Origin of the sequence: Pseudomonas sp. W15Feb9B (genome assembly GCF_000828175.1) — a bacterium.
In the GTDB taxonomy this organism is placed as follows: domain Bacteria; phylum Pseudomonadota; class Gammaproteobacteria; order Pseudomonadales; family Pseudomonadaceae; genus Aquipseudomonas; species Aquipseudomonas parakoreensis.
Genome location: NZ_JTKF01000059.1, coordinates 18200 through 32490, shown reverse-complemented (window position 1 = coordinate 32490; position 14291 = coordinate 18200). Strand labels below are relative to the sequence as shown.

The following is a 14291-nucleotide window of genomic DNA, read 5'->3' as shown; positions in this document are numbered from 1 at the left end:
CGCCGTGTGGCTGAAGGTGGTTCGGATCGTCTGATCGAAAGCCGTAACGCCTGAAACATCAGTTCTAAAGCAGTCAAGGAAAGCCCGGCCTGATCAGCCGGGCTTTTTCATTTTGTCGTATGCAGGCGTGGTTCTTTTCAACAATCAGCGTCAGAACGGATCTTGCCCTGTAGAACATGGGCGAAACTTCCGACGGCGCTTATCCGAAGCGACCGACTGGCAGCCCGACGCTTAATGCGCATACCATGCGGCCACAACGTCCAAACAGAATTTGCCTGCCCATGCTCAAAGCCAGTCTGCGAAGCCACCTGACCCTCTGGTTCGCCGGTTTGTCCCTGCTGACCCTGGTGAGCGTCGGCTTCTATGTCGGCCATATCGCCACCGAACAGATGAAACAGGCCAGCGGCAGTGCCCTGCTCAATACCGCGCGTTCGGCGGCGACGCTGCTCGGTGACCAGTTGCGCGAACGCCAGCTGGAGGTTTACCTGCTCAGCCGTGCGCCGCATCTGGAACGCGGCGATCTCGACAACCCGGCGATTCTCAAGTCAATGCAACTGCGCACCCAGGCCCGTGCCGAGTATGCGTGGATGGGCGTGACCGATGCCGAGGGCCATGTGCATCAAGCGGTCAATAATTTGCTGGTCGGGCAATCGGTGCAGCAACGCCCATGGTTTCAGGCGGGTCTGCGGGGCGAGTACACCGGTGACCCGCACGAAGCGGTGTTGCTGGCCAAACTGCTACCGGGAACACCCAACGGCGAACCGCTGCGCTTCATCGATTTCGCCGCCCCGATCCGCAACGCCGACGGCCAGGTGATTGGCGTACTGGGGGCGCACGCGCACTGGAGCTGGGTGACGCGCATCGTCGAGTCGGCAGCGTTCTCGCATAAAAATGCCTCGCCGGATATCGAAGCGCTGATCATTGATCACGATGGCAAGGTGCTGTACCCGGAAGCGCTGATGGGCCAGCAACTGGCGGTGAATGATTCGAAGTCGCCGGGCTGGTCGGTCGGCAACGGTTACCTGACCAGCATGGTCACCGTACCGACGCCTTCGAGTACCGCGCTGTCATGGTCGATTGCCGTGCGCCAGCCACTGGACACCGCGCTGGAACCGGCACGCCTGCTGCTCTATAAATTGCTGCTGCTGGGGGTGGCCGCCGCCGTCGCGTTCGGGCTGGTGGCGTATTACCTGGCGCAGTACCTGAGCCGGCCCATCGAGCAACTCGCGCATTCGGCCAAACAGGTGCAGAACCAGCAGCCAGGCGCACACTTCCCGCTGCAACACCCGGTGCGGGAAATCGCCCAGTTAGGGCAGTCGATTGACGCCATGACCCAGTCGCTGCTGGCCAAGGAACGCGAACTGCAGGAAGCCAACGCCTCCCTGGAAGCCACCGTCGCCCAGCGCACCGCCGCACTCATGCAGGCCAATGCCGAACTGTTGAACCTGGCGACCCACGATGCCCTGACCGGCGTCTACAACCGCCGTCGCTTCGACGAAAAACTCAGCGAGTACAGCCTGCTGTTCCGCCGCACCGGGCGACCGTTTGCCCTGCTGCTGATTGATGCCGACCACTTCAAGCGCATCAACGACACCTACGGCCATGCGATTGGCGACGACGTGCTGCAGCAATTGGCGCAACTCATTCAGGTCAGCGTGCGCGCCACCGATTTCGTCGCCCGTTACGGCGGCGAGGAGTTCGCCGTACTGCTGCCGGAAGTTGCCCAGCCTGATACGCCAGAGGTGGTAGCCGAAAAGATCCGTGTTGCCGTGGCACAGGCGCACTTTCCCAACATCGGACAGGTCACGGTAAGCATTGGCGTCGCGCTGGCCGATCCGGCGGACAACAGTCACACGATGCTGATCAAACGTGCCGATCAGCAGCTGTATCAGGCGAAAGCGGCGGGCCGTAATCAGGTGGCTTGATCAGCGAGGTGTAAGGAGTCGAGTTGTCCTCGCCGAAAAATCAAGGTTTCAAGTCATCGACAAGCTTTTTCATCACCAGATCGGAAACATGGGTGAACGCCGTGCGCAATGCCTCGGGGTCAGTCGCATATTGCTCCGGTGTATAGGCGATGGTGTTGGCGTCGTTGAACACTGAAATGGTTTCGAAGTTACGCCATACCGCAGAGCCATTGCGCTTGATGGACGCATTGGCGCCGATAACCGGGTACAGCACGGTGCTGTAGTTCTTCAGGGAAAGTCCCCACTGCATCACGAGGATTTCCACTTCGGCGTCAGCCTGCTCGCCCTCACCCACGACAGTGAAGACTCGTTCCTGCTGGATGCGTTTGACGAAACTCTGGCGGATCAACTGACTCAGGTCGATACCGTTGGCTTTCATATTGTTCTGGATCGCTCGGGAAATATCGCCAGTCAGCACATCGCCCGTTTTAGTCCCGGCCACGGAGCCTGCCCCGGTCAGTGCTGCTGTACCGGCAGAGGATGCACCGGCCACCATGCCGGTTGCTGCGCCGGCACCCGCGCCCAGGCCTGCGCCCCATGCCTGAGTCATGCTGGTGTACTGGAAATTGTCGACCGCAACAAACACCGGCAACACCTTCAGGGTCTTGATCTGCTGGCGGTCTTCAGTGCTGAGGTTTTTGGTCACGCAACCAGAGAGCAATGCCAGCGCACAAACAATACCGAGAATCTTCTTCATATCAGGCAGGATCCAGAACATGGGTGACAGTCGTATCGCCCGCCACCTGCATTTCTTGAATCCGTATGAGCTGGAGAGTCAGGCTTGCGTGTCTGACCCGGATCAAACGAGCGAACTCAGGTATTGGTTGTCAACTTGGTCCACAACCGCGCAATCTCCGCCGGCCGCTCCTCCACGGTGAACACAACCTCGATGAGCTGGCATTGGGCGTGTTGGTGGTGCCGTTCGGATCACTGCTGAAGACGGGCGGAATTTACGCGTTATGCCTGCAACCGGCGGCGGCTTCGCATGCGACGTGCGCGGTGGTCATGCAGTGGTTTGCCGCGCAGTTCGAGAAAACTCTTCAGTTGGCGAACTGCTGCAGATACGCCAGCAAATTATCGATCTTCTCCTCGTCACTCAGCCCCCAGAAAATCATTCGCGTGCCCGGCACCACACCTTTTGGATCTTTCAGATACGCGGTCAGCGTGTCGCGATCCCAGGTCTTGCCGGAGTTTTTCATCGCCTCGGAATACACGTAATTGGCCGACGTCCCGGCCGGTCGGCCAATGATACCGTTGAGTTGCGGGCCGAAGCCGGGGCGCGCGTCCGGGCCAACTTGATGACAGCCGCCGCACAGACGTGGAAAGATCTTCTCGCCGGCTGCCGGATCGCCTGCGGCGCGGGCGGTTGAGCTGAACAGCACGGCGGTTGCGGCCAGGGCGAGAAGAAATGAAGCGGTGTTTTTCATCAGTCGATCCAGAACGGTGTGATGCAGTCGAGGCAAGGCTAACATTTTGTGGCGAGGGCGCTTGCTCCCGCTGGGTTGCGTAGCGACCCCAATATGGGCCTGCGCTGCAGGCCAGCGGGAGCAAGCGCCCTCGCCACAGGTGTATTTCACAGTCAGTATTTTTACAGATAAGCGCCGATGACCTTTCTGACGGTGATCAATGCCTGGCGCAAGACGTCCATCGGCACCGACCCCAACGCCAGCCGAATCGCATGCGGCACATGCGCCGACACCGCGAACGGCTCGGCAGTCGTCACCGAAATCTGCTCGCGCATCAACTCCACGACAATCTGATCGGCGCGCACATCTTCTGGCAACGGCAGCCACAAGAAGTATGAAGCTGGATGACCGATGCACGTCAGCCCTTGCAGCAACTCGGCGGCGAGCATTTGCCGGGCCTTGGCGTCGTCGCGTTTTTGTTGTTCCAGCAGGGTGACGGTGCCGTCATCGAGCCAGCTGCAAGCCATCGCGGTCATCACCCCGGGAGTGTTCCAAGTGGTGGCGCGAATGATCCGCTCCAGCGCCGGCACCGTGTGCAGCGGCGCGGCAATGAAGCCGACGCGCAGGCCGGTGGCGATATTCTTCGACAGCCCCGACACGTACACCGTGCGTTCCGGTGCCAGATCGACCAGGGTGCGCGGTGGGTTTTCCACCAGAAAAGCGTAGGCCGCGTCTTCGATGATCGTCAGATCATGGCGGCGGGCGAGCGCGACCAACTGCTCGCGCTGTTCAATCGGCGTCACCCAACCCAAGGGATTGTGCAAGGTCGGCATGCTGTAGATCGCCCGCACTGAACGGCTGCGACAGAGCTTGTCGAGCGCCGCCAGATCCGGCCCGTGATCACCGGGCAGAATCGCCACCACTTCCAGATGCAGCGCTTCGGCCAGTACCTTGAAGCCGGAATAGGTCAGCGCATCCGCCGCAATCACATCGCCGGGTTTGAGCAAGGCCATCAGTGTCACGGCCAACCCTTGCTGGGCGCCGTTGACGATCAGCACTTGCCCGGCCTCGACCTGCACCCCGCGAGCCTGCAAATGCTGCGCAATGGAAGCGCGCTCATGCTGGCGTCCAGCGTGGGGTTGATAACGCAGCAAGGCTTCCAGATCACCGGACAGGGCCAGTTGGCGTAACGCCGTGCGCAACAGATCGGCCTGGCCGGGCAGCGACGGATAGTTGAAATTCAAGTCGATCATGCCGACTGCCACGTCTTTCTGATCGATGCCCTGCCCCGTCGACAACGAGGTTTCGCGCACGAACGTCCCGCGCCCGGTTTCGCCGCTGACCAGTCCCATCGCCTCAAGCTCGGCGTACACCCGCGACGCAGTGACCAGCGCCAACCCCGCACTCGCTGCCAGTTCCCGATGGGTGGGCAGTCGGGTTCCGGGCGCCAGACGCCCCGCGCGAATGTCTGCGGCGTAGGCGTCAACGAGCGTCTTGTAGCGCGAACGCGGCATGCTGGATGTATCCATGACAATTATTTGATTGTGCTGATTCTCAGCCTCAGCATGGCTCGAAAGCAACTCACCTTTTGAGCGTGACCTGTATGGAACGGACTTCGAACCTGGTTAATCCCGCCCTGGAAAAAACCAGCGGCTGGATCAATGGCTTTATCGGCGTGGTGATCTTCAGCGGATCGCTACCTGCGACGCGTCTGGCGGTGCTGGAATTCGATCCAGTGTTCCTCACCGTCGCGCGCGCAGCCATTGCCGGCGTGTTGGCGCTCATTCTGTTGAGGCTGTTTCACGAACGACGCCCGACACGCGATCAGGGGTGGTCGTTATTGATTGTGGCCTTGGGCGTGGTGCTGGGTTTTCCACTGCTGACGGCATTGGCGCTGCAACATGTGACGTCGGCGCATTCGATCGTGTTTGTAGGATTGCTGCCACTGGCGACGGCGATTTTTGCCGTGCTGCGTGGCGGCGAACGTCCGCGGCCGGTGTTCTGGGTATTCTCGATTCTCGGTAGCGCGTTGGTCGTGGGCTTCGCCCTGTCACAGGGGCTGACCGCTTCGCCCACCGGTGATCTGCTGATGCTCGCCGCGATTCTGGCCTGTGGCCTGGGTTATGCCGAAGGCGCGAAGCTGTCCCGCGTCCTCGGCGGCTGGCAGGTTATCTGCTGGGCGCTGGTGTTGTCGCTGCCAGTGATGACGGTGCTCAGCCTGTGGCTGGCGCCCGCCTCGTTCAGCCACATCAGCCTGTCGGCCTGGCTGTGCCTGGCCTATGTGGCGCTGTTCAGCATGCTGATCGGCTTTGTGTTCTGGTATCGCGGCCTGGCCCAGGGCGGAATCGCGGCAGTGGGTCAGTTGCAATTGCTGCAGCCGTTTTTCGGTCTGGCGCTGGCGGCGACGTTACTGCATGAGCAGGTCAGCGTGGGGATGCTGGCGGTGACGCTGGGGGTGATTCTGTGTGTGGCCGGGGCAAAGAAATTCGCCAGATAACCCGACCGCCTCTGTAGGAGCTGCCGCAGGCTGCGATCTTTTGATGTTGATCTTTTAAAAGACAAGATCAAAAGATCGCAGCCTGCGGCAGCTCCTACAGGGGGGATCAGTGCTGTTCGACGCCCGCGCGTTTCAGCAGTTTCTTGCAGCGCTCGGACAGATGAAACACCTGAAACTCCTTCCCGGCCTTGGCGTAACGCTCGCGCAAGGTCTTCAGTGCGGCAATCGCCGAATAGTCAACGAAGCTCAAATGCCGGCAATCCAGCGTCACCCGGGCCGGGTCATTGGCCGGGTCGAACTGGTTGAGAAACGGCGTGGTCGAGGCGAAAAACAGTGTGCCGTGCAGGCGATAAAGTTTGCTGCCGTCGGCTTCCAGATGTTCATCGGCGTACAGCTCGCGGGCCTGCTGCCAGGCGAAATTCAGCGCGGCGATGATGATTCCGCAGAGCACGGCAGTGGCCAGATCGGTGAACACGGTGATGCTGGTCACGGCGATGATCACCAGCACATCGTTGAGCGGCACTTTGTTCAACACCCGCAACGAGGCCCAGGCGAAAGTCTGCTGTGACACCACGAACATCACGCCCACCAGTGCCGCCAGCGGAATACGCTCGATCAGCGGCGACAGAAACAGGATGAACAGCAGAATCAACACCCCCGCGACCACCCCGGACAAACGCCCACGGCCGCCGGAGCTGAGGTTGATCACGGTCTGGCCGATCATCGCGCAACCGCCCATGCCACCGAACGCGCCCGAGACCATATTCGCCGCCCCCAGCGCGACACATTCGCGATCCGGGTAGCCTCGGCTTTCGGTGATTTCGTCAGTGAGGTTGAGGGTCAGCAGGGTTTCCAGCAGACCGACCAGTGCCATCAGAATCGCGTACGGAGCGATGATGCGCAGGGTCTCCAGGCTCCATGGGATATCCGGCAAGGCGAAAGTCGGCAGACCGCCGGCGATGTGCGCCATGTCGCCGAGGGTGCGCGTCGGCAGGCCGAACAGGTAGACCAGCAAGCCCACGCCGAGGATCGCCACCAATGCCGGCGGCACCGCGCGGGTCAGGCGCGGCAGTATGTAGACGATGGCCATGGTCAGCAGCACCAGCCCGGTCATCAGGTACAGCGGCGTGCCGCTGAGCCAGTGTTCACCGTTCTTGAAATGCTCCAGTTGCGCCAGGGCAATGATGATCGCCAAGCCATTGACGAAACCGAGCATCACCGGATGCGGCACCATGCGCACCAGTTTGCCCAGGCGCAACAAGCCGAACGCCATCATGATCAGGCCACCGAGCAGCACGGTCGCCAACAGGTATTGCACGCCGTGCTGCACCACCAGCGCGACGATCACCACCGCCATCGAACCCGCCGCTCCGGAGACCATTCCCGGCCGGCCGCCGAACAATGCGGTCAACGTGCAAATGATAAAGGCGCCGTACAAGCCCATCAGTGGATTGAGATGCGCCACCAGCGCGAACGCAATGCATTCGGGCAACAAGGCAAACGAGGTGGTGAGTCCGGCCAGGACATCGGCGCGCAGACGTTGTGGTTTCATGGCTTACCTGACTGGCGGCCGACGAGCGCGGCCGCTGATGTTCACGAAAATGAGGGGTGCGGATGTTACGGAATAGTTCGGAATCGGGCCAGCGATCGCTGACACCGTTAGCCGTGCGATTTATCCTGACGCGCTTGTGCCTCCTCCGAGTATGACCATGACTGCATGGCTGACCGCCCGCGACGTTTGCCAGCGCTTGCGCGAGGCTGCGCTGGGTGTGCTGATGTTCAACAGATCCGAGAGACCCGGTGATGCCGGACTGGTTGCGGTCGATATCGAAGGCTGGCAGTTGCTGCTGGACTTTGAGGGCGGACGCTTGCACCACTGTGAACAGGCCCGCGCCCCGGATGGCCGCGAGGGGACATTGGCAACGTGGCAGCGTTACGGCACCAATCCAGTCGACCTGCTGAGTACCTGGGAGCTGGCGCAGATCGAGCGGTTGCTGGCGCGGCAGTGTTGAACTCGATCAACCCTGACGCAGATCGAGCGTATAAGTGTAATAACCGGTATCACGCACATAACCCAGCGACTCGTACAAACCCTGCGCCATCAAGTTGTCGGTGGCGGTTTCCAGCACCAGACCTTTGGCGCCAGTCTGCAAGGCAAAGTCGCGGGCCGTGTTCATCAGCAATCGCCCGACACCGTGACCACGGGCTGCGGGCGTGGTGAACAAATCGCTGAGCAGCCAGGTGCGGTGAGCGTCGATCGAGGAAAACGTCGGGTATAACTGCACAAAGCCGAGCGCATCGCCCTGTTCATCCTGCGCGAGGAAAATCGCCGATTCTTCGCCAGCCATGCGCTCAGCGATGAAGGCGCGCGATTGCGTCAGGTTCGAAGGTTGCTGATAAAAGCCACGATAGGCGTCGAACAGCTTTGCTACAGCCTCCAAGTGCGTCACCGTAGCGCGCAGTGCGTTGATGGCCATGTTCCCTCCCCCGACTTTTTGATGATCGAATCAGCATAGCGCTCTCGAACGAGTGAGCTGGCCTCATCGCTATATAGTTTTGTATATTACGAAGCCAAATTTGCCAGTATTCGTCCATGCCATTCATTCACACCGCATTCCCATGAGCGCCATCCGCGTACGCAACGAGCAACTGATCCTCGCCGCCGCCAGCGAAGAATTTGCCGCCAACGGCTTCGACGCCACTCAGACCCGCGACATCGCCGCCCGTGCCGGCGTGCCCAAGGCCAATCTGTATTACTACTTCCAGACCAAAGAAAACCTTTACTCCAAGGTTCTGCTGGGGTTCGTCGAACCGCTGCTGGAAGCCTCGGCGGCGTTACGTGAAAGCGATGATCCAATGATCGGCCTGAGCGCCTACGTCGCCGCGCGCATCCGCATCGCCCGTGAACACCCGGCGATTGCCAGGGTTTTCAGCGGCGAGCTGCTGCTGGGTGGTCGCCAGCTACCGACCGAATGCCGCGACCTGCTGCACGCCGAAGCCCGGCGCAACGTCGACTGCTTGCGCAGCTGGATCGACCGCGGCCTGCTGGCCCGGGTAGACCCGGAACACCTGATGCTGTTCATCTGGTCGGCGACCCGCACCTACACCAACCTGGGTTGGCAAATGGGCTGCATCACCGGGCGTGAAATCCCCCAGGATGAGGACTACGCGATAGCAGCTCGAACCATTACGCGGCTGGTGCTGGAGGGCGTCGAGGCGCCGCGGGTCGGGGCGATTCGCGGCGTGTTGTTTGCGACTTGAAGCGGGAGAGCTGCTGCGCAGCCCGGCGCGAGCAAGCTCGCTCGCCACAGAAGGTTTGCGCTGGACATGGGGATTGGTGATTACCATCAATCACTGTGGGAGCCAGCCTGCTGGCGATTGGGTGGGTACAGCTTGCATCTTCATTAACAGATCCACCGCCATCGCTGGCAAGCCAGCTCCCACAATGATATGTGTTGTTCAAAGACTTCGTGATCCATGCCAAACCCTGTGGGAGCTGGCTTGCCAGCGATGAGGCCAGTAAGAACAACAGAGGTATTTTCGGGCTTCAGAAAATGACCTCGATTGCGGGTTTGACGTCAATGCGTCCGGTAGCCCCCGTCAGGTGCGCCAGATCCTTGTTGTGTTCGGCGATGATGTCTTCGGCGCTCATGTTGCCGTTGTCGAGAGTGGAATGAGCGTCTGCCACGAGGACGACGTCGTAACCCAACTGATGGGCCTGGCGCACGGTGGCGTTGACGCAATAGTCGGTTTGCAGGCCGCAGATGATCAGGCGCTCGAAGTCTTCGCCGGGTAGCAGTTTGCCCAGCTCGGTCTGGTAGAACGAATCCGGGGTGGTTTTGCGTACGCGCAGGTCTTGATCTGTCGTCAGCAGGCCATCGGCGAGTTGCCAGCCTTCGGCTCCATGGGCCAGCGGGCTGTCCTTTTCTTCATGCTGCACCAGCACCACCGGCACGCTAGCCTTGCGCGCGCGAGTGCTGAGCTGGTTGATGGTGTCGATGACGCGGCGAATGTCGAAGCACTGATATTGGCCCGAGCAGAGAGCCTGTTGGACGTCGATGATCAGCAATGCACTAGACATGATGGGCCTTCCTTGATCGAACGTTGAAACCGGGGCGGAGCAGCGCCCGCCCCCTTTTTACCCCTGTCAGTAGCCTAGTGACAATCCGGTATTGCGTCGTGGATCGTTGGCCCCGTAGAAGCGGTTTTTGCCCACTGGCTTACCGCCCAGCGACGGCGCGCCGACCAGGATCGCGGCGATGTGGTTGGCGTCCTGCGGCCCGGCGAACTTGTGGCCCCAGCTCTCGAGGAGCTTCTTCGTATCCGGGCTGGCCGCGAAGTCTTCGAGGTTGGTTTCCTCAGGCATCCATTGCTGGTGGAAACGCGGCGCGTCAACCGCTTCCTGCAGGCCCATGCCATAGTCGATGACGTTGAGCATGGTCAGCAAGGTCGCAGTGATGATGCGGCTGCCACCCGGCGTACCGACCACCATCACCACTTTGCCGTCCTTGGTGACGATGGTCGGGCTCATCGACGACAGCGGAGTTTTGCCCGGAGCGATGGCATTGGCCTCGCCCTGCACCAGACCGTACATGTTCGGCACGCCGACCTTGGAGGTGAAGTCGTCCATTTCGTCGTTAAGGATCACCCCGGTCTTGCTCGCCATCACCCCGGCGCCGAACCAGTCGTTGAGGGTGTAGGTCACTGACACTGCGTTGCCCCACTTGTCGACGATCGAATAGTGCGTGGTGTTGTTGCCTTCATGGGGCGCGACGCCGGGTTTCAGTTCGGCGGAGATCCCGGCCTTCTGCGGCTGGATAGCGTTGCGTAGCTTGGTCGCGTAGTTCTTGTCCAGCAGATGCTCGATTGGATTCTTCACAAAATCCGGGTCGCCCAGATAGCTGTTGCGATCAACATAGGCATGGCGCATCGCTTCGATCTGGTAGTGCATGCCCTGGGCCGAATGGAAGCCCAGGTCCTTCATCGGATAGCCTTCGAGAATGTTCATGATCTCGCAGATCACCACCCCGCCGGAGCTTGGCGGTGGCGCCGAAACCACGTGGTAGCCGCGGTAATCGCACTCCACCGGGGCCAGTTCGCGGGTCTTGTATTTGTCGAGGTCGGCCTGGGTGATGATGCCCTTGTTGGCCTGACTGGAGGTGACAATGGCGTCGGCCACCCAGCCCTTATAGAAACCGTCAGCGCCTTTTTCCGAAATGGTGCGCAGGGTTTTCGCCAGATCCTTCTGCACCAGTTTCTGCCCGACCTGCATCGGTTCGCCGTTGTGCAGGAAGATCGAGCCGGAATCACGCATGTCCTTCTTGAATACATCGGTGGCGTAGTCCAGCAAATCGACGTCGCCCTGCTCCAGTTCGAAACCGTCTTCCGCCAGTTTGATCGCCGGGGCGATCATGTCCTTGCGCGGCTTGGTCCCGTACTTGCTCAGCGCCAGCTCCATGCCCGACACGGTGCCGGGCACCGCCACGGCGAGGTGACCGCGGGTGCTCAGGTCCGGGACGACGTTGCCGTCCTTGTCCAGGTACATGTTGGCGGTCGCCGCCAGCGGGGCTTTTTCGCGGAAGTCGAGGAAGGTCTTGCGCCCGTCCGCCAGTTGAATGGTCATGAAACCGCCACCGCCGAGGTTGCCTGCCGCGGGATACACCACCGCCAGCGCATAGCCCACAGCGACTGCCGCATCCACCGCGTTACCGCCGCTTTTCAACACCTCGACGCCGACATGGGAGGCCAGATGTTGAGCGGTGACCACCATGCCGTTCTCGGCGGCAACCGGGGCCACGGAAGCGGCGTGGGCCATCAGGCAGCTCAGTGCCAGTGAAGTCGCGATCAGCGTTTTGGCCAAATGTTCGTACTTCATGAGTCGATCTCTTTTTTGTTTTTGGGTTCTGTGCAGAGCAGAAGGGAACGCTGCAAAAGCACCAAGCAGTATGGTCGCTATTGCGATTTGCGCCTCCCCGATCAGCCAGTATGCTGGACGCCTTCGCCACGCTGATCCGGAGTTCTGCCCATGCCCTACACGTTCATCACCCTGCCCTCACCGGTCGGCGAACTGAAGCTGGTTGCGAACGACGCACGACTGGCGGCCATCCTCTGGGAAAACGACAAACCGGGCCGGGTGCGTCTTGGTCCGATGAGCGCAGCACCGGACAATCCGCTGCTGCAACGAACCGCACAGCAGCTTGAAGAATACTTTGCCGGCAAGCGTGATCGCTTCGACCTGGCGCTGGATTTTGTCGGCACCGATTTTCAGAAAAAGGTCTGGGCAGCGTTGCTGACCATTCCGTTTGGCGAAACCCGAACCTACAGCCAGATCGCCGAGCAGATCGGTCACCCGACAGCCGTGCGTGCGGTCGGAGCGGCGAATGGGCGCAATCCGATTTCGATTGTGGCGCCGTGCCATCGGGTGATTGGCGCGTCGGGGAAGTTGACCGGATTTGCGGGTGGGCTTGAGGCCAAAGAGCGGTTGCTGGTGCTGGAGGGTGGTAACTGGTCTGACGTCGGTAGAACAGGCGACCTGTTTTAACCCTGTAAATACCCATCTGTGGCGAGGGAGCTTGCTCCCGCTCCAGTGCGCAGCACTGGCAAAAATCGGTGGCTGCTGCGCAGCCCGGCGGGAGCAAGCTCCCTCGCCACAATGGATTTGCGCTGAGTTCAGAGGTTGAACAGGTTATTCATCGCCGCATACTGCAACAGCATGATGGTTTTGGCGTCGCAGATCTCACCACGGTGGAACGCCGCCAAGGCCTCATCGAAGCGCCACTCCAGCACGTCCAGTTCTTCGGTTTCTTCTTCCAGGCCGCCGCCCTCACTGACCTTCGATTTCGCGTCGTACTCGGCAATGAAAAAGTGCAGTTTCTCGGTCACCGAACCGGGGCTCATGTAAGCCTCGAACACCTTCTTCACGTCGTGCACGCGGTAGCCGGTTTCCTCTTCGGCCTCGTCGCGGATCCGCTGCTCCGGTGCCGCACCTTCCAGCAGACCTGCCGCCACTTCGATCAACAAGCCGTCGTGGCCGTTGACGAATACCGGCAAACGGAATTGGCGTGTCAGCACCACGGTGCGCTGTTCGCGGTTGAACAACAGGATCGCCGCACCATTGCCCCGGTCGTAGACCTCGCGCGTCTGCCGCTGCCAGTCGCCGTTGTTGCGCAGGTAGTCAAAGGTAATCTTCTTCAACAGGTACCAGTCGTGGGACAACACCTGAGTGTCGACGATGTTGACCCGCTCGGCTGTCTTGATCATGACGCCTGATCCTTTGTCATCGGAAAACGCCCATAGTCGATTAATCGCGCCCGCAAAAAAAGCCCGGCAGCGCTACCGGGCTTCTTTACTTGCGATTAACGGGCGATGCGCGACAACGCATCATCCGTTTCCTGCGCCGCTGTTCGAGCGCTGTGAATCAGCGGTCCATAACGCCGGCTGAACTCCCAGTTGTACGGCAGGCGATCCTTGCTGACGCCGTTGTCCCAGTTCACCGACCAGGTCATCAGGCCCTTGATCGGCAGCCCCTTGATCGCCAGACGCTTGAGCGCATTGCCCACGACGGTGCTGTCGATCACATAACCGGTGGCAGCGGCATCGACGTTGGCCGGCAGGCCGATGACGAATTTGTCCGCCGGGATTCTGGTGAAGCCCCGGGTACCGGTCACCAGACTTTCGGTAAGGTAATAGAGGAAGTCCTCTTTCAGCGCATCGTTGTTCTGCGCGATCCACGCGCCATTGCCATTATTGGCTTCCGGCACCCAGACCCCGTCGCCGCCCTGGTTGTAGAACTGCGGTGCGATGAAGTCGTAGTAGCCTTCCAGCGCCTGCAGGTAACCGACGTATTTGCCGTTGGTGGTCAGGTACGGAAACTCCGGGGCCATGCTGATGATGAAATGCTTGCCCTGGCCTGCGTAGTGATCCTTGACCAGCTTCAGCGCGGCCGGTAACACGGTCTTGTTGGCAGCGAAATCAATCGCGCTCTGTTCAAGATCGATGTCCAGCCCGTCAAAGCCATAGGTTTCCACCAGACGGATGATTTCATTGGCTAGGGGCTGTTCCTGACCGGCACGCAATTCGATGTGCGCATCGGCGCCGCCCAGGGAGATCAGTACCGCCCGCCCCTGGCTGTTGAGCACGCCGACCTGGCGCCGGAACTCGGCATCGGAGACGTTGTACGGTTTGAAGGTCGGAATCCCGCTGCCCTTCATGAACGCCACCGCAACCACGTTGTACTCCTTGGGCACCGCCTCCAGAGCGATCTCGGCAAAGCGACCCTGGCGGTAGCCGTCACTCGGACCGGCTGGCCAGTTGTGCCAGAAACCCATGAGAATTTTCTTGCCGGCGATGCTTGGCATCAGCGAGGCAGCGTCGGCGGCCTGACTGTGCATTAACGAAAAGTCGATATTTGACATGTTCTAATCC

At 60.6% G+C, this 14291-nt stretch carries 13 protein-coding genes and 2 pseudogenes; 6 read left to right on the top strand and 9 right to left on the bottom strand.

Features of this window, described 5'->3' with window-relative positions:
* Positions 1 to 281 precede the first annotated feature (281 nt).
* Positions 282 to 1925, top strand: coding sequence for a diguanylate cyclase (locus OC71_RS24560; protein WP_041074267.1), 1644 nt, complete (start codon positions 282 to 284; stop codon positions 1923 to 1925).
* Positions 1926 to 1965: 40 nt separating this feature from the next.
* Here OC71_RS24560 and OC71_RS28295 read toward each other — a convergent pair whose 3' ends face one another.
* Entirely contained in the window at positions 1966 to 2661 is a 696-nt protein-coding gene (locus tag OC71_RS28295) for a hypothetical protein (protein WP_041074271.1), read from the bottom strand.
* A 206-nt stretch (positions 2662 to 2867) separates the two neighbouring features.
* On the opposite strand from OC71_RS28295, the pseudogene OC71_RS28595 reads away from it, so the two are divergent.
* A pseudogene (locus OC71_RS28595) lies at positions 2868 to 2990 on the top strand (LysR family transcriptional regulator); the annotation flags it as partial.
* A gap of 14 nt (positions 2991 to 3004) precedes the next feature.
* Here OC71_RS28595 and OC71_RS24550 read toward each other — a convergent pair.
* Entirely contained in the window at positions 3005 to 3391 is a 387-nt protein-coding gene (locus OC71_RS24550; RefSeq protein ID WP_041074265.1) for a cytochrome c family protein, read from the bottom strand.
* 161 nt (positions 3392 to 3552) lie between these two features.
* The gene (locus OC71_RS24545) at positions 3553 to 4884 is read right to left on the bottom strand and encodes a PLP-dependent aminotransferase family protein (protein ID WP_041074263.1); all 1332 of its coding nucleotides are present in this window, start codon (positions 4882 to 4884) and stop codon (positions 3553 to 3555) included.
* Positions 4885 to 4973: 89 nt separating this feature from the next.
* On the opposite strand from OC71_RS24545, the gene OC71_RS24540 reads away from it, so the two are divergent.
* Positions 4974 to 5867, top strand: coding sequence for a DMT family transporter (locus OC71_RS24540; protein WP_041074261.1), 894 nt, complete (start codon positions 4974 to 4976; stop codon positions 5865 to 5867).
* Positions 5868 to 5973: 106 nt separating this feature from the next.
* Here the strand turns inward: OC71_RS24540 and OC71_RS24535 are convergent, their stop codons facing one another.
* Entirely contained in the window at positions 5974 to 7419 is a 1446-nt protein-coding gene (locus tag OC71_RS24535; protein ID WP_041074259.1) for a SulP family inorganic anion transporter, read from the bottom strand.
* 157 nt (positions 7420 to 7576) lie between these two features.
* Here OC71_RS24535 and OC71_RS24530 point away from each other — a divergent pair, with 157 nt between their 5' ends.
* Complete coding sequence (locus OC71_RS24530) at positions 7577 to 7879, top strand: hypothetical protein (protein WP_041074257.1); 303 nt, start codon at positions 7577 to 7579, stop codon at positions 7877 to 7879.
* A 6-nt stretch (positions 7880 to 7885) separates the two neighbouring features.
* On the opposite strand, the gene OC71_RS24525 is transcribed toward OC71_RS24530, so the two are convergent.
* On the bottom strand, positions 7886 to 8344 hold the full coding sequence (locus tag OC71_RS24525) for a GNAT family N-acetyltransferase (protein WP_041074255.1): 459 nt from the start codon (positions 8342 to 8344) through the stop codon (positions 7886 to 7888).
* Positions 8345 to 8486: 142 nt separating this feature from the next.
* Here OC71_RS24525 and OC71_RS24520 point away from each other — a divergent pair, with 142 nt between their 5' ends.
* Positions 8487 to 9128 carry a TetR/AcrR family transcriptional regulator gene (locus tag OC71_RS24520; protein ID WP_041074253.1) on the top strand — a complete coding sequence of 214 codons (642 nt, stop codon included), beginning with the start codon at positions 8487 to 8489 and terminating at the stop codon, positions 9126 to 9128.
* Positions 9129 to 9414: 286 nt separating this feature from the next.
* Here OC71_RS24520 and OC71_RS24515 read toward each other — a convergent pair whose 3' ends face one another.
* Both OC71_RS24515 and ggt read right to left on the bottom strand, forming a co-directional pair.
* Positions 9415 to 9948, bottom strand: coding sequence for a cysteine hydrolase family protein (locus OC71_RS24515; RefSeq protein WP_041074251.1), 534 nt, complete (start codon positions 9946 to 9948; stop codon positions 9415 to 9417).
* Positions 9949 to 10014: 66 nt separating this feature from the next.
* Entirely contained in the window at positions 10015 to 11742 is a 1728-nt protein-coding gene (gene ggt / locus OC71_RS24510) for a gamma-glutamyltransferase (protein WP_041074249.1), read from the bottom strand.
* Positions 11743 to 11892: 150 nt separating this feature from the next.
* Between ggt and OC71_RS24505 the strand changes: the two genes are divergently transcribed.
* Positions 11893 to 12408: a methylated-DNA--[protein]-cysteine S-methyltransferase gene (locus tag OC71_RS24505; protein WP_041074247.1), complete on the top strand. Its 516-nt coding sequence runs from the start codon at positions 11893 to 11895 to the stop codon at positions 12406 to 12408.
* A gap of 128 nt (positions 12409 to 12536) precedes the next feature.
* Here the strand turns inward: OC71_RS24505 and OC71_RS24500 are convergent, their stop codons facing one another.
* Both OC71_RS24500 and OC71_RS24495 read right to left on the bottom strand, forming a co-directional pair.
* Positions 12537 to 13127, bottom strand: coding sequence for an NUDIX domain-containing protein (locus tag OC71_RS24500; RefSeq protein ID WP_041074245.1), 591 nt, complete (start codon positions 13125 to 13127; stop codon positions 12537 to 12539).
* Between the two features lie 131 nt (positions 13128 to 13258).
* Positions 13259 to 14281 (bottom strand): annotated as a pseudogene (locus tag OC71_RS24495) (chitinase); the annotation flags it as partial.
* Between the last annotated feature and the right edge of the window lie 10 nt (positions 14282 to 14291).